Below are 21278 nucleotides of genomic sequence, written 5' to 3' on the forward strand. Positions count from 1 at the left end.
GGCAGAGTTTAATTTGAAGACGACTTCGACTTTAATAGTTATCTGCTTAATTCTAAACTTAATTTTTATGTGTGTGAGTAAGTCTGAAAACTGTCACTGCCACTGTTAACTTTTTTACTTACTCAGTTCAATTAATTTATCTAAACTTGTTTTTGCTTTTCCAGAAAACAACGATTCTTTTGCCAGTTCAAAACCTTCTTGATGCGAAATTTGTTTTGAAGTAGCAATAGCTAAACCGGCATTAGCACAAACTACGTTGTTTTGCGCTTCAGTTCCTTTTCCAGAAATGATATCAACAAATATATTTGCGGCATCTTTTATGGTATCGCCACCAAAAATATCTTCTTGTTTAATTATTGAAACGCCTAAATCTTCAGGTGAAAAAAGTTTTTCGGTATGATTAGAAATAATTTTCGCTTTTCCTGTTAATGAAATTTCATCGTAACCATCTAAAGCGTAAACAATATTATAATTGTGCCCTGTGTTTTGAAATAAGAAACTATAAAGTCTTAAAACTTCTAAATTAAAAACACCTAAAACATGATTTTTTGGAAACGACGGATTTACTAAAGGCCCTAACATATTGAAAAAAGTTTTAACACCAAGTTCTTTACGAATAGGCGCCACGTTTTTCATTGCTGGGTGAAATAGTGGTGCATGTAAAATACATATACCTGCTTGGTCTAAAGCGCGTTTTAAAAAATCTTCATTATTAGAAAATTTCACACCTAAATGCTCCATAACATTTGAAGAACCTGATGTAGATGAAACTCCGTAATTTCCATGTTTAGAAACATGAACACCTGCACCTGCCGTAATAAAAGCCGATAGGGTAGAGATGTTGAATGTGTTTTTACCATCGCCACCAGTACCTACAATATCGATAGCGTTAAAATCGCTAAGATTTACCGGTAAACAAAGCTCTAGAAGTGCATCTCTAAAACCTTTTAGTTCTTCGAGAGTAATACTTCTCATCATAAAAACCGATAAAAAACATGCTATTTGGCTCGGGTTATACGCATCATTCGATATGTTTACCAAGATTTGTTTAGCTTCTTCGGTAGACAGGGTGTCGTGGTTTATTAATCTGTTTAGTAAGTTCTTCATTTCTGTAAAAGAGATAATTGTTACTTGTTATTAGTTGTTGGTTAATTATGTTTTTTCATCCGAGTAAGTACTGCTTCACTGCGACTGAATACTGCTTTTAATTCTCCACCCAGTTTTTTAATATCGCTTTTCCGTTAGGTGTTAAAACCGATTCTGGATGATATTGTACACCACGAACATCGTAAACTTTATGACGCAAAGACATAATTTGTCCGTTGGCATCTACCGATGTGGCTTCTAAACTTTCTGGTAAGTTTGGGTTTACTACCCATGAGTGGTAACGCCCAACCTCTATGTTTTTATCTAAACCTTTAAACAAAATTTCGTCGTCTACGGTTATAGTAACATTGGTTGCTACACCGTGGTAAACGTCTTCTAGGTTTATAAGCGAACCTCCGAAAACTTCACCTATGGCTTGTTGGCCAAGGCAAACACCTAAAATACTCTTTGTTGGTGCGTAAGTTTCTATAATGGCTTTTAGTAAACCAGCTTCGTCTGGAATTCCTGGGCCTGGCGATAGTACGATTTTATGGAACGGTTTAACATCGTCTAGAGTGAGTTTGTCGTTACGTACTACGGTAACATCGCAGTTTAAATCTTCTAGGTAATGAACTAGATTGTATGTAAAACTGTCGTAATTGTCTATGACTAGTACTTTCATATGTTTATTTTTTTTCAGATGACTCTGAATTTTATTTATTTTGTTAGTCGAGTAGGTGTTGGTTTACTTTGACTTTTTTATTTTTATCTGAGTAAGCTCTGTTAACTGCAACTACTCACTGTTGCTTTTTTTATTCATTCGAGTAAACACTGCCAACTGCTACTGAATACTGAGACTCTCTTCAAAGCTCTGACCCTTTTCGGGTAATGCCCAAATTATTTATATGTCTTCGGCTACTTTTATGGCTTTTGTTAATGCGCCGAGTTTGTTAAATACTTCTTGTAGCTCGCTTTCGGCATTGGATTTTGATACCATTCCGGCACCTGCTTGCCAGTTCAATTTATAATCTTTACTCAAAAAAGTACGGATCATGATGGCGTGATTAAAATTGCCTTCGAAATCCATAAAACCTATGGCACCACCGTAATAACCACGACTTGTTTTTTCGTACTGCTCGATAAGTTGCATGGCGCGGTGTTTTGGTGCTCCACTTAGAGTTCCTGCCGGAAAAGTGTCGGCTACAACTTGCATGGTTGAGGTGCTTTTGTGTTTTTTGCCAACGACTTTACTAACGAGGTGAATAACGTGCGAGAAAAACTGAACCTCGCGGTAGGTTACTACCTTTACTTCGCTGCCGTGACGACTCAAATCGTTTCGTGCAAGATCGACAAGCATTACGTGTTCGGCGTTTTCTTTGTCGTCTTTTTTAAGTTTTTCTGCTAATATTTCGTCTTTTTCCTCGTCGCCTGTACGTTTAAAAGTTCCGGCAATAGGGTGGATTTCTGCCATACCTTCGGAAACAATAAGTTGAGCTTCGGGCGAACTACCAAATATTTTAAAATCGCCATAATCGAAATAAAACAGGTATGGTGATGGGTTTATGCTACGAAGGGCACGATAGATATTGAAATCGTCGCCAGTGAATTCTTGTGAAAAACGACGTGATAATACGAGTTGAAAAACATCACCTCGTGCACAGTGTTTACGTGCTAACTCAACTTGGTTTTTAAATTCGTCGTCGGTTAAATTAGATTGTATATCACCTTTAGATTTGAAATTATAAGATGCAAAGTTTTGCACGTTTATAAGTTTATCAATGGCATCGATATTATTTTCGGCATCATCATAGCAATGCGCGAAAATATAAGCTTCGTTTTTGTAATGGTTTATGGCAATGATGTTTTTGTAAACCGCATAATAGATATCTGGTATAACTACCGAGTTGTCTTTTTTGCTAATTTGTACATCTTCAAAATACCGTACGGCATCGTAAGCAGTGTAACCAAATATACCGTTGTTTATAAACTTAAAATCTTCGTCGGATTGTGGTTTAAAACGTTTGGTGAAATCGTGAATTTCATCGGCTACATTTATATCGCTTGTAATATTAAGTGAGGTTGAACTGCCATCTGGAAAAGTTTGCGATATCACTTCATTCTCTACCTTTATAGATGCGATTGGATTGAAACAGATGTACGAGAAGTTTTTATGACTTCTATGGTAGTCGCCACTTTCTAATAGAATGCTATTTGGGTATTTATCGCGTATTTTATAGTAAACGGATACAGGTGTAATGGTATCTGTTAATATTTTTTTGTGATGTGTGTATAGACTAAATTTTTCCATTTATTGTTTTTTGTATTTCGGCAAATGGCCAAAAAGTGAACAGTTTTAAAATAAAAAAAAGGCTTGTCGTGAATGACAAGCCTTTTGGATATTTTAAGTTTTAAATATACTCGGGTTTCTTCACGAATTTTAGTTTCGAAAGTTCCACCACCAAGAATTATTTAAAAATATGTTCATTGTTATTTTTTATGTTGGTTCAAATATAAAGATTGAAAAAGTATTAAACAAAACTTTATTCATTTTTTACGAAAAAACGAAAAATAGCTTTAGTTTGTTAGGGATTTCCTTTAAAAAAAAGACTGCTATAATAAGTACAGCAGTCTTGGTTGGTTACTAAGGGTTTAGGGAAACCCTACTTTGCTATTAACCTTAATTTTCTCAAAAGCGCAGTTAATTCCGCTTTTTCGTTAGTGGTTAGGCCAGCCACTAATTCGTTTTCTGTTGTTGTTAATATGTCGTCTGTTCTTTTTAATAAATCTAAACCTACATTGGTTATTGTTAAATCTATTTTACGTTTGTTTTCAGCATTAATTACGCGTCTTACACAGTTTTTAGCTTCTAGTTTATCTATCAATCGCGTGGTATTACTCATTTTGGTAATCATTTGTTCTTGAACTTCAGCTAAAGAAATAGGGTTGCCTTTTTGCCCGCGTAAAATTCTAAGCACATTAAATTGTGGTTCAGAAATTCCGTAAGGCTTAAGTGCTGAATTCATTTTAGAACTCACTTCGTTTATAGTTTGTAGTAAGCTAATAACCAATTTTTTATTTATAGGTAATTTAGAGTTTATATGTCGTGAATAGTCCATAATACGTACCAGTTAAATAACTGTTGTACATACAAATGTATGTAAAATTTTGAGGAATTTTCTGTTTTTGTATAAAAGTTTGTTAAACAGGCAGAAAAGTAAAATAAGATGAATTAATTTTATAGTTATGAAACGATATCTCTTTGTAATAACCGTACTGTTAATTGTGGGGTGCGGAAATAATAATAAAAAAAATAACGATTCAATTCAAGACATGGAAGTAACCGAAATTCAGTCTTCACCAGAAAGCGATTTTAATCTTGAGGTTTATGATTTTGAGGGTTTAAAACCATTTCTGAATAAGGAAGATGGTAAAATTCATGTTATCAATTTTTGGGCGACTTGGTGTGCACCATGTGTTAAAGAATTGCCATATTTTGAAAAGCTGAAGTCTGAATACGGTAATAAGAACGTAGATTTTACATTAGTGAGTTTAGATTTTCCACATATGTATGATTCTAAATTGAAACCTTTTGTTTTGAAACAACAATTAAAATCGAAAGTTATCGCTTTAGATGATGTTGATAGTAACTCTTGGATTCCGCAGATTGATGAAAGTTGGTCCGGCTCGTTACCAGCAACAATAATCTATAAAAACGGAGAACGTAAATTTTTTGAAAAATCTTTTACTTACGAGGAATTAGAGCATGAATTAAAGCAATTTTTAAATTAAACGTTATGAAAAAAACAATTAAAATAGTGTCGGTAATTTTGGTGGTGCTTTGTGCAAGTGCATTTACCTTAAAAACATCTAGCAGTGCTGGAGGCTATGGTATTGGTGATATTGCTGAAGATTTTTCTTTGAAGAATATTGATGGTGAAATGGTCTCACTTTCCGATTATAAAAATGCTAAAGGTTTTATAGTAACCTTTACTTGTAATACTTGCCCATATGCTGTAATGTATGAAGACCGAATTGTAGAGTTGGATAAAAAATATGCAAAGTTAGGTTATCCAGTAATTGCTGTCATGCCTAATAACGCAGATGTTATGCCTGGCGATAGTTTAGAGGCTATGAAAAAGCGTGCAGAAGAAAAAGGATTTACTTTTCCTTATTTAATAGATGAAAAGCAAGAAATCTATCCGAAATTTGGAGCAACAAAAACACCTCATGTTTTTGTTTTACAGAAAACAAACCAAGGTAATGAGGTGAAATATATTGGAGCAATCGACGACAATTATAAAGATGCAAATGCTGTAACAACTAAATATGTTGAAAATGCTGTAGATGCTTTGCTTAACGGAAAAGACGTTAAAGAAACAGAAACAAGAGCAATAGGTTGTGGTATAAAAGTATAATGAATTAATATGATTAGAAAGACTGATAAAAATCTGAGGTGTAATACTTCAGGTTTTTTTTCGTCTATCATGTTATAAATATTAAATTTGTTTTCAATAAAATATTAAATAAAAAAAGAACAACATAACAATGGAAGATTTAACACAAGAGGAGTGGACGGAGCAATTAGCCAAAGATGATAATGCGGTAATTTTAGACGTAAGAACAGATGCTGAGGTGGCCGATGGTATTATTGCTGGCGCGAAGCATATCGATATATATAAAGGACAAGAATTTATAAGTGAAATAGAAGCGCTGGATAAAAGCAAAAATTATTATGTGTATTGCCGTTCTGGCAACCGTAGTGGGCAAGCTTGTGCTATTATGGATCAATTAGGTTTTGCTAATGCATATAATTTAGAAGGCGGCATGCTTGATTGGACTGGTGATGTTGTAGATTTATAATAGTTTATGAAGAAAATTTCAATACTGATAACTATCTTTTTTTGTGCTATCATGTTTAACTGTAAAGCACAAAATGATGATATTGTTACTAAAGTAACGCCAGAAGAATTAGAGGTGCTTTTGAAAGAGCAAAAAGAGATGAAATTAATTGATGTTAGAACGCCAGAAGAGTTTGGTGCTGGGCATATTTCTAGAGCAGAAAATATTAATTTTTTCTCCGAAAATTTCTCTAAATCTTTAGCGGAATTAGATAAGGAAGAACCATTGGTAATTTATTGTAAGTCAGGCCGAAGAAGTGGTAAGAGTATCGCTATTTTCAAGGAATTAGGCTTTACCAAAATATACGAATTAGAAGGCGGTGTTTTAAATTGGAAATCTAAAGATTTTGAGGTTAAAACAAAATAACTTGTAATTTTTACGTTTATCTGTTTTTTCTTACTGATAGTCTTTTTTATTCTTCTATCATATTTGTTTTCGCTAACTTTATTTTGATTTAAAAATATAGTTTAACCTACTGGTTTTTAAGTTTTAATTCTAATTAATCCCTCATAGAATTTATGGAAAATGGTTATGTCATTATTGGTATAATAGCCCTGCTCTTTGTTAGTATGTATGGCTATTCATATTGGTCTGTTTTTAAAGAAAAAGCCAGGCAAAAAGAAGAAGGTCTAATGCAGAAAAAAGCACAAGAAAAAAGGCGCCAAGACCGAGTAGAAAAGCAAGAAGCCTTGTTGGAACGCGTTCGTGTTTTTAATGAGCGCAAAGAAGAAAAAAGAGCAGAAACCAGAATGCTTCGCAAAGTGAAAAAAGAGCAGAAAGTGAGTTGATTTTCGTCTAAAATATTTTTTTTATAAACCATGTATGTTTTTTAATATACATGGTTTTTTTGTGCCTTAAAAAAACTTTTTTAAAAAATAATAATACTGAGTAAGATTTAATTTCTATATTTGCATACCAGACCAGAACAGTATGGTTTTTTAAGTATGAATTTTGAAATTAACATAAATAGCGAAACACCAAAGTATCAACAATTAGTTAATGCTATAAATAACGAGCTTGCAAACAACAGGTTAACCAGTGGCGATGCCTTGCCATCGGTAAATGCGGTATGTAAATCTCTTCAGCTTTCTCGTGATACTGTTTTCAAAGCCTATTCTGTTTTGAAGGAGCATGGTGTAATCGAGTCTGTGCCAAACAAAGGTTATTATGTAGCCAATGAAACACGTAAAGTGTTATTGCTTTTAGATACCTTTAAAGCATATAAGGAAGTATTGTATCATTCTTTTGTAAATAATTTACCCGAAAATGTTATTACCGATATTCAGTTTCATCACTATAATATAGATAACTTCAAAACCATAATTAATAACAGTAAAGGCAAGTATTATAAATACGTGGTAATGACTTTCGATAATAAAGAAGTTGCTGAGGTTTTGTCCGATATTGACGATAGTAAACTGTTGTTAATAGATTGGAATGTACATGCTAAAAAGAACAATAATTTTGTTTTTCAAGATTTCGGAAAATCATTTTACACTACATTAAAGGAGGCGACGCCAGCTTTTCAGAAATACAAAAAAATAATACTTGTTTATCCAGTATTTACACATCACCCTATAGAAACGGTAAAATATTTTAAAAGCTACTGTAAAGAAGCAGGTTTTAATTTTGATATTATTACCAACCCAAAAGAATTTATCATTAAAAAAAACGAAGCTTATATTAGTGTTAGTGATCGTGTTTTAGGCTTTTTTCTAGAGCAATGCCGTAGCAATAATTATGAGCCAGGTACAGATGTTGGGTTTTTATCATATAATGAAACACCTATGAAGCAATTTATCTACAAAGGTATTTCGGTTATTTCAACAGATTTTAAAGTGCTAGGTGCCAAAGCGGCAAGTTTTGTTAGTGAAGAAGCAAGAATTCAAGAATACATACCAACCAAACTAATTTTAAGAGACTCATTATAATGAATTACAACTTAGGAATCGACATTGGCAGTTCGTCAATAAAAGTCGCGTTAGTAGAAACAGAAACAGGTAAAAGTTTAGGTGTAGTACAAGAGCCTAAAGAAGAAATGGGCATGTTTGCGCAAAAAAACGGCTGGGCCGAGCAAAAACCAAACGATTGGTGGATGCATATTTGCAATGCCATTACACGTTTAAAAAAGCAATATAATGTAAGCCGTACAGAAATAAAAGGTATTGGTATTTCTTATCAAATGCACGGTTTGGTGGTGGTCGATAAAAATGGAGAACCATTGCGTAAAAGTATCATTTGGTGCGATAGTCGTGCGGTAGAAATCGGTCATAAAGCTTTCGCTGAAGTTGGTGAGGCTAAATGTGCCGAGCATTTACTTAATTCTCCAGCAAACTTTACAGCTTCAAAATTAAAATGGGTAAAAGATAACGAGCCCGATATTTATAGCAAAATTTACAAATTTATGTTGCCTGGCGATTATGTGGCGTATAAATTTTCAAATAAAATAAACACAACAATTTCAGGACTTTCCGAAGGCATCTTTTGGGATTTTAAAAACGATAGCGTAGCCAATTTTCTATTAGAACATTATGGTATTAGTGCAGATTTAATTCCAGACATTGTAGATACTTTTTGTAACCAATCTCAAGTTGATGAGCATGGCGAGCAAGAAAGTGGTATTGCAGCCGGAACACCTATTTATTACCGTGCCGGAGACCAACCAAATAATGCACTTTCTCTAAATGTTTTTAATCCAGGCGAAGTAGCTGCAACCGGCGGAACATCTGGTGTAGTGTATGCTGTAACCGATAGTCTTTCGGGTAAAGAAAGCACGCGAGTAAATAATTTTGCACACGTAAACTATACTAAAGAAAATAAAAATATAGGTAAGCTATTAAACATCAATGGAGCAGGAATACAATACCGTTGGTTATTAAATAATCTCGACGTAAGCTCTTACGAAGAGATGAATAATATTGCATCCGAGATTCCAATCGGGTCAGATGGAGTGTGTATTTTACCATTTGGAAACGGTGCCGAGCGTATGCTAAACAACAAAAGTATTGGCACGCGTATGGTAAACGTAAACCTTAACAATCATAACAAAGCACATCTATGTCGTGCTGCTTTGGAAGGTATTGCCTTTTCATTTTTATATGGCATGGAAATTCTAAAATCCGATGGTATTAAAGCTAGCGTAATCCGTGCTGGCAACGATAACTTATTCCGTTCCGAGATCTTTGCAAACACCGTAGCAACCCTAATTGGGCAAGAAATAGAAATATATAATACCACCGGAGCTATTGGTGCGGCACGTGCAGCAAACCTGCATAAAGGCGATTTTGAGGCCTTTGGAAAAACTATAATGGACAACGATCATGTTATGACTTTTATGCCGTTTAAAGACAAAACACCATACACCGAAGCATACAATAACTGGAAAAAAGAACTAGAACTCGTATTAAATAAATAAAATAAGGGCGTTACCACAAGGGTCGGGCTTTACGTTACAAGTCCTCGCACTTCCTGCGTCAGGCTGTGGGCTTTTCACTGCAATCCCTAACGCAAACAAACATTAGAAAAATAAAAAATAATATCAACAAATAATTTAACATTATGGCTACTAAAGAATATTTTAAAGGCATTAGCAACATTAAATTTGAAGGTAAGGAATCTGATAATCCATTAGCATTCAAATATTACAATCCGGACCAGGTTGTAGCAGGAAAAACCATGAAAGAATGGTTTAAATTTTCAATTGCTTACTGGCATACATTCTGTGGGCAAGGTGGAGATCCATTTGGTCCAGGAACACAAAGTTTTGAGTGGGATAAATCATCAGATCCAATTCAAGCAGCAAAAGATAAAGCCGATGCAGCTTTCGAATTTATTGGAAAAATGGGATTCGATTATTTCTGTTTCCACGATTTCGATTTAATTCAAGAAGGTGCAACATTTGCAGAGTCAGAAAGTAGATTAGAGACTATCACAGATTACATAAAAGGTAAACAAGCCGAAAGTGGTGTAAAATTACTTTGGGGAACAGCAAACTGTTTTTCTAACCCACGTTACATGAATGGTGCTTCTACAAATCCAGATTTCGATGTGGTAGCTAGAGCAGGCGGACAAGTAAAATTAGCTTTAGATGCGACTATTAAATTAGGTGGTGAAAACTACGTATTCTGGGGAGGTCGTGAAGGTTACATGTCTTTATTAAATACTGATATGGGGCGTGAATTAGATCACATGGGACAATTTTTAACCATGGCTAGAGATTACGCAAGAGCTCAAGGTTTTAAAGGAAACTTTTTTATCGAGCCTAAGCCAATGGAGCCATCTAAACACCAATACGATTTCGATTCGGCTACAGCTATCGGTTTCTTAAGAGAATATGGTTTAGATAAAGATTTCAAAATAAACATAGAAGTAAACCATGCTACATTAGCACAACATACATTCCAACACGAAATAGAAACGGCTGCAAAAGCTGGTATGTTAGGAAGTTTAGATGCTAACCGTGGCGATTACCAAAATGGTTGGGATACCGATCAATTCCCAAACAATATTCAAGAAACAACAGAAGCTATGTTAGTTTTCATGAAAGCTGGTGGTTTACAAGGTGGTGGTGTTAATTTCGATGCTAAAATTAGAAGAAACTCAACCGATTTAGACGATGTTTTCCATGCACATATTGGTGGAGCAGATACTTTTGCTAGAGCATTATTAACAGCCGATAAAATTATTACAGATTCAGCTTACGATAAATTACGTAAAGAGCGTTACAGTTCTTTCGATGCTGGAAAAGGTAAAGATTTTGAAGCTGGTAAATTAAACTTACAAGATTTGTATAAAATTGCTCAAGATAATGGTGAACTGCAATTACAAAGCGGTAAGCAAGAATTGTTTGAGAATATTATCAATCAGTATATCTAGATTCTAGAATAAGAGAATAGAATTCATTTCAAAAGAGCTCGAAAATCATTAGGTTTTCGGGCTTTTTTAATTTAATAACTCTCTTTTTTCTGTTATTTTAAAACAGCGTTCTTCTCCTAAAAATAATGGGTTTCCATGTTTTTCAGACCAAAAACCTTCAAGTAAATCGGGGGTTAGGCATTTGTAAACCACAACACCTTTGTAGGTTTTTTGGTCTTCACCTTCATAATTAAAATTAATAACGAGTATGTTGTTTTTAAAAAAACCGGTTCCGGTTTGTGTCTGTGAGTTTCCAATAATCCATTGCGCTTCAATTCTTTGGTTTGCATCAATAGATAGATTTAGATGGCCTTGGTAAGGTGTTTTTTCTTCATCTTGATTAAAACCTTCAATAGTATATTTTCCGATGATGTCGTTTACAGTCATATTGGGCAAAGTTATTGATTTTAAGTAACGAATTCCATAGAAAGTTTGGATAACTATTCTAGAAATGTTTAAATTGGAGTATTATTGCATAACTGATTTCTTACGGGAATTAAATTAATTTAAAAATTAAATTTTGATTAAATACGTTTGCTTTTTATTGTTTTCTATGAGTTTGTTTGCTCAAGATATTAGTATACCTACTAAGTTTTTAGAAGATGGTAATTTATATAAAAATTTAGACAAGACCTCAAATCAATTATCAGAACTTGTAGTGGCGTTCAGTATAAATGATAAGTGTGTTGTTATTGGTTTTTTAGGAAGGGATAATTATAAAGTTCGGTTTAAAGAATGGGAAGGTATTGTTAAGGATATCGACTTGTTGGTTACCGAAAAAATGTCCGATTTATATTTCGATTTTCAAGAAAAAGAAAGTTTAAAAGCTATTGAGTTAGAGAAAAAACGAAAGCAAGAAATGCAAGAGCTTATTCAATATGGCGAAGTGCTTTCAGATGAAAAAAGACAAAAAATAATAAATGATTCTATAGCAGTAAGAAAAGCTAAAAACCTTGAGAAGTTAAGAGTAGCAGATTCTATTGCACAGGTAAAAGCTTTAGAACAAAAGGAGTTAGAGCGTTTGCGTTTACAAAAAATAAAGACTCAAGAATTAAAATTTGCTGCGGAGCGAGAAGCGCAGCGTGTAAAAGATTCTGTAGCTAAAGCCAATGCCGAAGAGAAAGCGCGTTTGGAAAAAGAGCAAGCTTTAAAGTTGAAACAAGAAGCAGAACAAGAGCTACAACGTAAAAAAGATTCGATCGCTCAAGCGAAAATAGCAGAGAAAGAACGCTTAGAATTAGAAAAAGAACGGGCTAAAGCTTTAAAAAAAGCAGAGCAATTAGAGGCACAGCGTATTGAGGATTCTATAGCTAAAGTAGAAGAAGCAGAAAAAGAAAGATTAGAGTTTGAAAAAGAACAAGCTGCTATTAGAAAAAAAGAGGCCGAACTTGAAATAAAACGCGTTAACGATTCTATTGCACAGGCAAAAGTAGCCGAGAAAGCACGCCTAGAATTGGAGCAAGAACGTGCTAAGGCTTTGAAAAAGGCAGAGGAGCTAGAAGCTAAGCGTATTGCCGATTTTAGAGCAAAAGCAGAAGCTGAAGAAAAACAACGTTTAGAGAATGAAAAAGCAGAAACTCTAAAACAAGCCGAAGCCTTAGAAGCTAAACGTGTTGCAGATTCTATTGCAAAAGTAGCTAAAGAAAAAGAAATACTGCTTAAATATGAAAGAGCTGAAGCTTTAAAACGTGCCGAAGCAATGGCCTTAAAAAAAGCAGAAGACCTAAGAATAACCCAAGCAAACGAAGCTACAAAGCAACGTTTAGAGCGGGAGCGTTTGGAGGCTTTAAAGCGAGAAGCTGAATTAAAAGAAGTTCGCAGAAAAGATTCTATAATACAGGCAAAAGCAGCCGAAAATAAACGCTTAGAGCAAGAAAGGTTAGAAGCTTTAGCTTTAAAGCAAGCTGCAGAGATAGAAGTTAAGCGTGTTAGTGATTCGATTATAAAAGCAGAAGAGGATGAGAAAAAACGTTTAGTTTTTGAAAGAGAAAAAGCAATAGCGCGAGAGCGCTCAGCAAAATTAGAAGCTAAGCGTATAAAGGATTCTTTAGATTTAGTACAAGTAGCCGAAAATAAACGATTAGAAATTGAAAGAGAAAATGCTAAGGCTCAAAAAATAGCAGCAGAATTGGAGGCAAGTCAATTAAAAAAGGCTCTTGAAAAAGCAGAAGAGGAAGCTTTGAAAAAGGAACGTTTGGCACTTGCTTATAACGAAGCTTTGAAGCGTCAGGCCGAGCAGGAAGCTGCTAGAATTAGTGATTCTATAAATAAAGCTAACGCGGCGCATATTAAACGTTTAGAAATCGAGCATGCTTTGGCTCTACAAGAAGCAGAGAAACAAAAGGCTTTAAATAACCAGGCCGATGCCATAAAACAGGCGGTTGAGCTAGAAGCGAATAGAATTAGAGATTCCATAGCTCAGGTTAATGCTAATAAAGAGCAAGAGAGTAATCGTATTGCCGAAAATCAAAACTCGGAACGTATGCAATTTCGTAATAATTGTCATTATTTATTAGATGAATATGACGATTTTACTAAAAAAACAACCATAAAAACAGAGGCTTATACCATAAGTGAAAAGGTAAATGTCGAGCTATTTAAATACGGTAAAAAGATTTCTGTTTTCATTAATGCTTCTATAGATTTAGGTTGTGTTAGTTATCTATCTAACAGCCGTTCTAATGTGGTGGTGCAGTTGGAAAACAATCAATCTGTAACCTTGTATCACTCATGGAATATGGAGTGTGGTGAGTTTTTGTTTAAGGCAGATTTAACGAAGTCGCAAATTCTAAGCTTAGAAAAATCGCCTATAAAATCGCTTAAATTAAGAGGGACAAAAGGTATTAGAGAAATTGACAACATAAGTTATAAAGAGTTTTTTATGGATAAGCTAAGATGTGTTGAGTAGGAATATGCATTAGTTTTTTGTTTATCCTTTTAAAAACGGGTGATATGCTTGTTTTTATTTGAAAAAGGGTGTTTTTCCTCTTATGCGCTAATTTTATAGTCGTTAACTTTGAGGTTACACAAAATCAATGTAATATGAAATCTTTTAATCCATTTTTAATTATTCCCTTACTGTTGTTTGCTTTCATTTTTTCTAGCGGTGCGCTAAAAGGAGAAGAGCCTATAGACAATATTAAACCCCAAGACGATATACTTAAAAAACATTTAATTTCTTCCGCTCAGGGTAAAGAAATGTTTGCTGAATTTGATAAAAATAGAGTTCAAGTTCTCGATTCAAAACTTCAAGATTTATACAGAGATCGTAATTTTGAGGATACTAAGTTTATATGGTATTCTTTAGATGAAATTAAGGCATATTTAAAGTATATTGAATCTATTCAAAAAGCAAATCCAAAACAAGATGTTTCTGGTCTTAGAATATATTTTGCTGCTTATCCTAATTCTGAAAAGTTTGAAAGTGGAAGAACAATTAATCATCCTAAACAGCAAACTGTTTTTATGATACCTACTGTTGCTGTAGAAGGAGGAGATAAAGAATATAATAATCTAAACCATTTACCATTTATTATACAATCTAGCACTTCCAATAAATTAAAAGGTCAGTTTGAGATAGTAGAAGAATTTATGGATGGTCATAACAAAAAAGAACGTCTTGAGTTATTTAGAAAACAAGCTAAGAAGATTGAAAAAGCTGGTATAGGTTTTAGTGCTAGTTTATTTTCTGCTGAAACTGAAGAAACTAGCACCATTTATAATGAAGGAGAAATGACACCTCCACCGTACAAAGATTAATATAACCTATAAGAAAATATATGATTTTAGACATTTCGTTTATTACAATAAGAAGTTCAATAAAGTATATAGAACTTTTTGCTGCTATTGTGGGATCTTTTTATTTCTATAAGTATAAACGGGAGTTCTTAAAGTATTTTTTAGTGATATTGTGGTACACTGCAGTTAATGAGTTTTTAGGCTTTACCTTAACAAGAATGGGAGTTGCTGTAAATGTTATTATTTATAATATTTTTCATTTTATCAATTTTTCATTTTTGTTTATATTATTCAATAAATGTTTGAAGATAGAGCGACACAAGAAATTCACTAAAATATTTTTAGTGATCTATGTACTAAGTTTTTTTATAAACATGTGTTTTGAAAATTACTTAAATCAAATACAAACTATTCCATATTTAATAGCATCTGTTCTGTTAATAACGAGTATTGTTTTTTATTTTTCAGAAATATTAAATACTGATGAGGTACTTTTTATAAAAACAAATATCATGTTTTGGGTTAGTGTTGGTTATTTGCTTTATTTAGCCGGAAACATACCCGTTCGTGTGGTTAGAAATTATCTTTATGAGTTGGTAGATTTAAAGTATATTCTAGAAATAAGTAGTGTTTTAAGTATAGTAATGAATATTTGTTTTATTTTCGGGTTTATATGGGGAGAGAAGGACAAGCAATATTAGTTGCCGTTTTTACATTAGTTTTTTTATGTTTAATACTTGTAGCGCTATTTGTTGTTTTTAACAGAAGAAAAAATCTTTTATTATTAAAACAAAAAGAAATAGAAAAGCAATTCGAGCAGGAAATTGCTAAAACTCAAATAGAAATTCGAGAAGAAACCTTTAGAAATATAAGCTGGGAATTGCATGATAATATTGGACAGTTATTAACGCTGGCCAAAATACAAATTCAGGATCCAAAAAATATTGAAGATGTAAAGCTAACGCTAAACAAGGGGTTAACAGAGTTGAGGTCGTTATCTAAACTTATTAATCCGGAGGCTTTAAAGTTAATGCGTTTTACCGAGGCTGTTACACAGGAAATTGAGCGTTTTAATAGGCTTAATTTTATTAAAGCATCTATAGAGGTTTTAGGTGAAGAAAGAATAATTAATGAGAAAACGGAAATAGTGTTATTTAGAATTTTGCAAGAATTTTTCTCTAATACCATGAAGCATGCTAAAGCAAGGCATTTAGATGTAACGTTACATTACAAAGCGGACGAGCTATTAATAATGGCTAAAGATGACGGGAAAGGTTTCGATATGAAAGAGCCTAATAGTTTCTCGGGTATAGGATTGTCGAACATAAAAAGTAGAGGGCAACTAGTAAATGCAGGTATTAATATTTTTTCTAAACTAAACCAAGGCACGCAGTTAACAATAACATATAATTATAAATCATGAATCCATACAAGGTAGTCATTGTTGAAGATCATATTTTATTGTCTCAGGCAATTGCTGGGCTAGTTAATGCGTTTAGTAAGTTTGAAGTGCCATACCAATGTAATAATGGGCAGGAATTATTAGATAAATTGAAGCTTCCTAGTAATATTCCAGACGTCGTCTTAATGGATGTTAATATGCCTATTTTGAATGGGATAGAAACTACTGGGATTTTAAAAAAAGAGTATCCGCAGATAAAAGTAATAGCTCTTTCGGTGGAAGGTGCAGAGGGAACTATTATAAAAATGCTAAAAGCAGGAGCAAAGGGATATTTACTTAAAGATGTTGAAAAAGAAATTTTAGAAACGGCTTTAAAAGAGGTGATTTCTACAGGGTACTATCATACTAAAGAAGTGTCTAGTATTTTAGTTAATTCTTTAAATGATGAGCATAGTGCGGTTTATCAATTAAAAGAGCGTGAACTAGAGTTTATAAAACTAGTATGCTCCGAATTAACCTATAAAGAAATCGCCGAAAAAATGTTTTTAAGTCCTAAAACAATCGATGGTTATCGAGATGCCTTATTCCAAAAACTCCATGTAAAAAATAAAATTGGTTTGGTGCTTTATGCTATTAAAAATAAAATTGTGCATTTGTAAATTGGCATAAAATCATTCTCTCTAAAATTATTTGTAATACTTTTTTAGCTTATTTAAGTCCTTTATTTACATAAAATTAAAGGGTTTACTCGTTTTATTTTCATAAAACACCCTTGTTTTCTTCGAAAAACGGTATCTTTTCTTCAATTAGCTTTTGTTTTGTCGGGTTTGTGTTACATTCCTAGATTATTTAGCTCTATTTTTGTTACAATCGATTATTTTATAATAGTCCCTGTATTATTGATTAATTGGCAGCGCCCCAAAATTTGAACAGGCTGTTTTACAAAATTTACTTACATGAAAAGAATATTACTCTTTATATCTGTATTCCTTTTTTTTATAACCAATAGTTTTGCTCAGTTAGATAGTGAGCATTATTTACCACCATTAAAACAAGGAACCAATAATCAATCAATTAATCAGCAGGCTATTTATTTGTCAACACCCGCAACGGAAGGAACATTTAATGTTGAGGTTTATATAGGCACCAATACTGCATCATCTTTAACCATTTCCTTGTCTAATGGGGCACCTTACACTATAGATTCTTCTACAACAGGGTTAAGTTTAGGTAATGGCGATAATGGTATTACTTTAATAGATAATGTGAGTACAGGTATAGCTTTATCAACAGCAGGGTTGCGGTTTGTAGCCCCTGGAGGTCAAAAATTTTACGTTAATTATAGAGGGCGTTCTGGTGCGCAAGCCGGTTCGTTAACATCAAAAGGAAAAGCTGCGTTAGGAACAGATTTTAGATGGGGAGGTATTGCGAACAATGCTTCCAATGGTACGCTATCTACAAGTTTAGGTATTATGGCTACAGATCCCGGGACTACAACGGTTACTGTTTTTGGTTATGATCCTGGTTGTATTTTTAGAGAACCATCCGGTATTCCTGCTAGTTCTCCAGATTTTTTAACCATAACACTTCAACAATACCAAACTTATGTCATAGAAGCTCCAAAAAACGCAACCACTGCAAATATTGATGGTTGGTTAGGAGCGACGCTTACTTCTGATAAAAAAATAGCAATAAGTGTAGGAGGTTTAAATGTTGGAGTAAGAACGGGATCTGGGTCTCGTGATGTTGGTCTAGATCAGCCAGTACCTACAAATGTTTTAGGTCGCGAATATGTTTTTGTGAGAGGAAATGGAGCGTCAGGTAATGAAACAGAATTTGCTATTATAGTGGCAACTCAAAATGCAACCGATGTGTTTGCTGGAGGTGTTTATCAGGGTACTATTAATAATGGGGAGTATTTAGAAGTAGCGAATTGGTCTGTGAATTCGGCAGGTGGAAATATGTATATTCAAACATCGAAAGAAGCTTATGCATATCAATGTTTATCTGGTTTGTCTGGAAGGCAAACTTTAGGGATGAATTTTATAGCGCCTGTAAATTGTTTATTACCAAATATTTTAGATGAAGTTTCAAGTATACATCGTATTGCTGGTGTTAATTCGAATGAATCTGCTTTAACAATTTTAGCATCGACGTCTACACCAGATAGTTCTATAGAGGTAACCGATGGGAATGGGGTTATTGTTGGACCTCTGGTTTCTACACCTGTTGCTGGAACAGCAGATTGGAAAACTTTTTTTATAAATGGATTAACAGGTGAGGTTAATGTAACATCAACAGGACCAATAGCAGTTGGTACATTTATGTCTTTTGGCAGTAACGCAGGTCTCGCTGGGTATTTTTCTGGCTTTGATACCGTACCAATAGTGGAGCTAGATATTACCGGAGGTGGTTGTTTGCCAGGAGCCGATGTTATTGAAATTACTGGTGGTTTCGATGCTTATCAATGGTTTGAAAATGGTGTAGAAATTTTAGGAGAAACTACTAATGTATATACACCTTCGGAACCTGGAGATTTTTTTGTGAGAGTGACCAGAGGTACTTGTACTTACGATTCTGCGGTTATATCCGCTTATAATTGTGATCCGGAATTAGTGCTAACTAAAGTCGTAGATACATCACCCGTTTTAGAAGGTGATAACGTTATATTTACAATTAGCGTCGAGCATTTAGGGATAAACCAAGTAACCAATTTAGTTATTAATGATTTACTTCCTCCGGAATTAACTTTTGTTAGTGGAACGCCTTCATATGGAACTTGGTCGGCACCTAACTGGTCTATTGGAGATATGTTTAGTGGAGAAATACATACTATTGAAATTGTTGCTTCGGTAAATGAAGTAACCGCAACCACTACGGTAACCAATGTTGTTGTTAATACACAAACAGAAATTGAAGGCGATGTTTTACTCGATGATGAAACTGAAGATGTAAATATTATAAATAGCGAAATAGAAGTTACTAAGGTTGATAGAGCTGCTGTAGATGGTAGTTATGATACCTTAGGGGAAGTGATTACTTACGATTTTATTGTTACAAATACGGGAGATACAGCTTTAACGAATATTACAATTACCGACCTTAAAATAGATTCAGGAAGTTTAACACCTAGTTCTGTTGCAAATTTAGCCATAGGAGCATCGGCTAATTTTACAGCAACGCATACTATTACTCAGGCAGATATTGAAGCGGGGCAAGTGGTTAATTCCGCTACAGCGAATGCTACATTAGCTAATGGTTATGTTATTTCTGATGTATCTGATGATCCAGATGATACAAATAATGCAGTAGACGATCCAACTATAACACCAATTGAACAATTGGGAGGTTTAGAAGTGGAAAAAATAGCACAACCAGCTTCAGATGGTTTATACGATGATTTAGGGGAAGTAATCGCTTATGAAATAACCGTAATTAACACGGGTAATGTAAGTTTAAATAATGTAACGGTAACAGATGGAAATGCAGATTCTGGAAGTATCTCTCCTGCTACTTTACCTAATCTACCAGCAGGAGCGTCATTTGTTTTTACAGCTCAACATACTATTGTACAAGCCGATTTTGATAATGGAAACGTTACAAATACAGCTACAGCTAGTGGAACAGAGCCTGTTGAAGGTACTACGATTTCAGATGATTCTGATGATCCAACAACTGCAGCTCCTAATGATGCTACTGTAGTATCAATTCCTCAATTTGGACAATTGCAAGTTACAAAAGTAGATTTGACAGCTGCAGATGGAGCCTATGATGCTGTTGGAGAGTCTATTATTTATTCTATCGTGGCAACAAGTGTTGGTAATGTAACTCTAACTGAAATTAATATTGTAGATCCAAATGCTGATGTTATTGTTTTGTCTAGCACTACAGGTACAGATGCAGATAATTCTGATGGTATAGTTGATACCATGCAACCTACAGAAACGGCAACATTTACAGTAACTCACTTTATTACGCAGGCAGATTTAGATAAAGGGGAAGTAGTAAATAGAGCAACAGTAGGAAGTCTTGATCCAAACAATGGTAGTGTTACAGATTTATCTGATGATCCAGATGATAATACAACAACTGATAATTTTAGTAGCGGAATTACAGCAGCAGATCCTACTATTACGCCATTAATTTCCATACCATCTTTATCGGTTTCAAAAATTGTAGATGATTATTTTAATGTTACAGAAGGGCAAACCATAACGTATACCTATGTGGTCACTAATGATAATAATGTCACTATTGATAATGTAAGTATTACTGATGTTCATGTAGCCGATGGAACAATAACGACTCCTGCTTTGCAAAGCACAACAGGAACAGATGCTGATAATTCAGATAATGAAATAGATACTTTAGCGCCTGGAGAAACGGGAACATGGACAGCTACTTATCAAGTAACGGCTACAGATATTTCAAATCAAGCAGATATAACAAATACCGTAACAGCAACAGGTAATGCAAAAACGGGTAATTTTGTGGATCCAACGGCCGATGTTACCGTTACCGTACATCCAATAGATACAATTTGTAGTGATGAAACATTAAATCATGACTTAACAAGTGATAATAATTTTGTAGGAGAAACATACAGTTGGTCTGCTACAGATAATCCAAATGTTACGGGAGAGACTTTGTCAACAACGTCGGCGACTTTAATTGCGGATACTTTAGTTAATGTATCTGGAGTCGATCAAATTGTTGAGTATGCAATTTCAGTAAATGTAGGTGGAGATATTAATGATGTTTATGTCTATCAAGTAACAGTGCATTCTCAATTAGTGGTTCCGGAAGATGAATCTGATTTTGTAGATTGTCCAGCCGATGCAGTTCAACCGGACACTCCGATTGTAAATGATTCAAATGGATCACCTATTACGCCTGTAATAACAGCTAATGCGGATCCAGTTTGTGAAGGAGATAAGGTTTATACTTTTACTTATACGGATCCAGTTTGTGCTGGAAATGTTGCCGTTTATACTTTTACATACACCATCGACATGCCTGATGGTATGACGATTCCGGCTAACGAAAGTAGCACGGTAGATTGTCCAGCAGATGCCACCGATCCAGGAGCACCAGCCACGATAAAAGATAACTGTGGCAATGATGTTGTACCAACTTTACTAACAACTCCAAGTGCAGTAGCCTGCGAAGGTGACATGATTTGGGAATACGAGTATAGAGATTGTGCAGATAACGTTCAAGTTTGGCAATACACCTACAC

19 protein-coding genes are annotated in these 21278 nt (G+C 34.2%); 14 read left to right on the forward strand and 5 right to left on the reverse strand.

The features are described from left to right. Positions 1-114: 114 nt before the first annotated feature. The 4 genes from trpD to BM246_RS17460 form a co-directional block, all read right to left on the reverse strand. Entirely contained in the window at positions 115-1107 is a 993-nt protein-coding gene (trpD, locus tag BM246_RS17445; RefSeq protein ID WP_074939719.1) for an anthranilate phosphoribosyltransferase, read from the reverse strand. Positions 1108-1204: 97 nt separating this feature from the next. Next, positions 1205-1768 (reverse strand): anthranilate synthase component II, encoded by a 564-nt coding sequence (locus tag BM246_RS17450; protein WP_042501148.1) that lies wholly within the window; start codon positions 1766-1768, stop codon positions 1205-1207. Between the two features lie 219 nt (positions 1769-1987). Beyond that, entirely contained in the window at positions 1988-3394 is a 1407-nt protein-coding gene (locus tag BM246_RS17455; protein ID WP_042501150.1) for an anthranilate synthase component I family protein, read from the reverse strand. A 352-nt stretch (positions 3395-3746) separates the two neighbouring features. Further along, positions 3747-4202: a MarR family winged helix-turn-helix transcriptional regulator gene (locus BM246_RS17460; RefSeq protein ID WP_042501153.1), complete on the reverse strand. Its 456-nt coding sequence runs from the start codon at positions 4200-4202 to the stop codon at positions 3747-3749. Positions 4203-4329: 127 nt separating this feature from the next. Here BM246_RS17460 and BM246_RS17465 point away from each other — a divergent pair, with 127 nt between their 5' ends. The 8 genes from BM246_RS17465 (at position 4330) to xylA (ending at position 10860) form a co-directional block, all read left to right on the forward strand. Beyond that, on the forward strand, positions 4330-4875 hold the full coding sequence (locus BM246_RS17465; protein ID WP_074939722.1) for a TlpA family protein disulfide reductase: 546 nt from the start codon (positions 4330-4332) through the stop codon (positions 4873-4875). Positions 4876-4880: 5 nt separating this feature from the next. Beyond that, positions 4881-5501: a thioredoxin family protein gene (locus BM246_RS17470; protein WP_042501159.1), complete on the forward strand. Its 621-nt coding sequence runs from the start codon at positions 4881-4883 to the stop codon at positions 5499-5501. A 130-nt stretch (positions 5502-5631) separates the two neighbouring features. Next, a complete protein-coding gene (locus BM246_RS17475; RefSeq protein WP_042501162.1) occupies positions 5632-5946 on the forward strand; it encodes a rhodanese-like domain-containing protein in 315 nt (104 codons plus the stop codon). Between the two features lie 51 nt (positions 5947-5997). Beyond that, positions 5998-6351, forward strand: coding sequence for a rhodanese-like domain-containing protein (locus tag BM246_RS17480; RefSeq protein ID WP_052416536.1), 354 nt, complete (start codon positions 5998-6000; stop codon positions 6349-6351). 152 nt (positions 6352-6503) lie between these two features. After that, positions 6504-6773, forward strand: coding sequence for a hypothetical protein (locus BM246_RS17485; RefSeq protein WP_042501168.1), 270 nt, complete (start codon positions 6504-6506; stop codon positions 6771-6773). A gap of 156 nt (positions 6774-6929) precedes the next feature. Further along, a complete protein-coding gene (locus BM246_RS17490) occupies positions 6930-7916 on the forward strand; it encodes a GntR family transcriptional regulator (RefSeq protein WP_074939725.1) in 987 nt (328 codons plus the stop codon). Then, positions 7916-9400 carry a xylulokinase gene (locus BM246_RS17495; protein WP_074939728.1) on the forward strand — a complete coding sequence of 495 codons (1485 nt, stop codon included), beginning with the start codon at positions 7916-7918 and terminating at the stop codon, positions 9398-9400. Before BM246_RS17490 ends, BM246_RS17495 begins: the two co-directional genes overlap by 1 nt. A gap of 143 nt (positions 9401-9543) precedes the next feature. After that, entirely contained in the window at positions 9544-10860 is a 1317-nt protein-coding gene (gene xylA, locus BM246_RS17500) for a xylose isomerase (protein WP_042505772.1), read from the forward strand. A gap of 66 nt (positions 10861-10926) precedes the next feature. Here the strand turns inward: xylA and BM246_RS17505 are convergent, their stop codons facing one another. After that, entirely contained in the window at positions 10927-11286 is a 360-nt protein-coding gene (locus BM246_RS17505; RefSeq protein WP_042501171.1) for a hypothetical protein, read from the reverse strand. A 133-nt stretch (positions 11287-11419) separates the two neighbouring features. On the opposite strand from BM246_RS17505, the gene BM246_RS17510 reads away from it, so the two are divergent. The 6 genes from BM246_RS17510 to BM246_RS17535 form a co-directional block, all read left to right on the forward strand. Beyond that, positions 11420-13807: a coiled-coil domain-containing protein gene (locus BM246_RS17510; protein ID WP_139221921.1), complete on the forward strand. Its 2388-nt coding sequence runs from the start codon at positions 11420-11422 to the stop codon at positions 13805-13807. Positions 13808-13941: 134 nt separating this feature from the next. After that, entirely contained in the window at positions 13942-14658 is a 717-nt protein-coding gene (locus BM246_RS17515) for a hypothetical protein (protein WP_074939734.1), read from the forward strand. Positions 14659-14981: 323 nt separating this feature from the next. Beyond that, the gene (locus BM246_RS17520; RefSeq protein WP_159140108.1) at positions 14982-15338 is read left to right on the forward strand and encodes a hypothetical protein; all 357 of its coding nucleotides are present in this window, start codon (positions 14982-14984) and stop codon (positions 15336-15338) included. Then, on the forward strand, positions 15311-16060 hold the full coding sequence (locus BM246_RS17525) for a sensor histidine kinase (protein WP_074939739.1): 750 nt from the start codon (positions 15311-15313) through the stop codon (positions 16058-16060). Before BM246_RS17520 ends, BM246_RS17525 begins: the two co-directional genes overlap by 28 nt. Continuing rightward, the gene (locus tag BM246_RS17530) at positions 16057-16698 is read left to right on the forward strand and encodes a response regulator transcription factor (RefSeq protein ID WP_042501181.1); all 642 of its coding nucleotides are present in this window, start codon (positions 16057-16059) and stop codon (positions 16696-16698) included. The genes BM246_RS17525 and BM246_RS17530 overlap by 4 nt, the downstream gene beginning before the upstream one ends. 297 nt (positions 16699-16995) lie before the next feature. Beyond that, positions 16996-21278 (forward strand): DUF7507 domain-containing protein (locus tag BM246_RS17535; RefSeq protein WP_074939743.1); only part of this gene is annotated, 4283 nt, incomplete at its 3' end.

Origin of the sequence: Algibacter lectus (assembly GCF_900112395.1) — a bacterium.
Taxonomy (GTDB): domain Bacteria; phylum Bacteroidota; class Bacteroidia; order Flavobacteriales; family Flavobacteriaceae; genus Algibacter; species Algibacter lectus.

Excerpts from the sequence above, each read along its gene's own strand:
- BM246_RS17495 (WP_074939728.1), top strand. The coding sequence starts at position 7,916 with ATGAATTACAACTTAGGAATCGACATTGGCAGTTCGTCAATAAAAGTC.
- BM246_RS17490 (WP_074939725.1), top strand. The coding sequence starts at position 6,930 with ATGAATTTTGAAATTAACATAAATAGCGAAACACCAAAGTATCAACAA.
- BM246_RS17515 (WP_074939734.1), top strand. The coding sequence starts at position 13,942 with ATGAAATCTTTTAATCCATTTTTAATTATTCCCTTACTGTTGTTTGCT.
- BM246_RS17450 (WP_042501148.1), bottom strand. The coding sequence starts at position 1,768 with ATGAAAGTACTAGTCATAGACAATTACGACAGTTTTACATACAATCTA.
- BM246_RS17485 (WP_042501168.1), top strand. The coding sequence starts at position 6,504 with ATGGAAAATGGTTATGTCATTATTGGTATAATAGCCCTGCTCTTTGTT.
- BM246_RS17505 (WP_042501171.1), bottom strand. The coding sequence starts at position 11,286 with ATGACTGTAAACGACATCATCGGAAAATATACTATTGAAGGTTTTAAT.
- trpD (WP_074939719.1), bottom strand. The coding sequence starts at position 1,107 with ATGAAGAACTTACTAAACAGATTAATAAACCACGACACCCTGTCTACC.
- BM246_RS17525 (WP_074939739.1), top strand. The coding sequence starts at position 15,311 with ATGGGGAGAGAAGGACAAGCAATATTAGTTGCCGTTTTTACATTAGTT.
- BM246_RS17465 (WP_074939722.1), top strand. The coding sequence starts at position 4,330 with ATGAAACGATATCTCTTTGTAATAACCGTACTGTTAATTGTGGGGTGC.
- BM246_RS17470 (WP_042501159.1), top strand. The coding sequence starts at position 4,881 with ATGAAAAAAACAATTAAAATAGTGTCGGTAATTTTGGTGGTGCTTTGT.
- BM246_RS17460 (WP_042501153.1), bottom strand. The coding sequence starts at position 4,202 with ATGGACTATTCACGACATATAAACTCTAAATTACCTATAAATAAAAAA.
- BM246_RS17455 (WP_042501150.1), bottom strand. The coding sequence starts at position 3,394 with ATGGAAAAATTTAGTCTATACACACATCACAAAAAAATATTAACAGAT.
- BM246_RS17475 (WP_042501162.1), top strand. The coding sequence starts at position 5,632 with ATGGAAGATTTAACACAAGAGGAGTGGACGGAGCAATTAGCCAAAGAT.
- xylA (WP_042505772.1), top strand. The coding sequence starts at position 9,544 with ATGGCTACTAAAGAATATTTTAAAGGCATTAGCAACATTAAATTTGAA.
- BM246_RS17480 (WP_052416536.1), top strand. The coding sequence starts at position 5,998 with ATGTTTAACTGTAAAGCACAAAATGATGATATTGTTACTAAAGTAACG.
- BM246_RS17530 (WP_042501181.1), top strand. The coding sequence starts at position 16,057 with ATGAATCCATACAAGGTAGTCATTGTTGAAGATCATATTTTATTGTCT.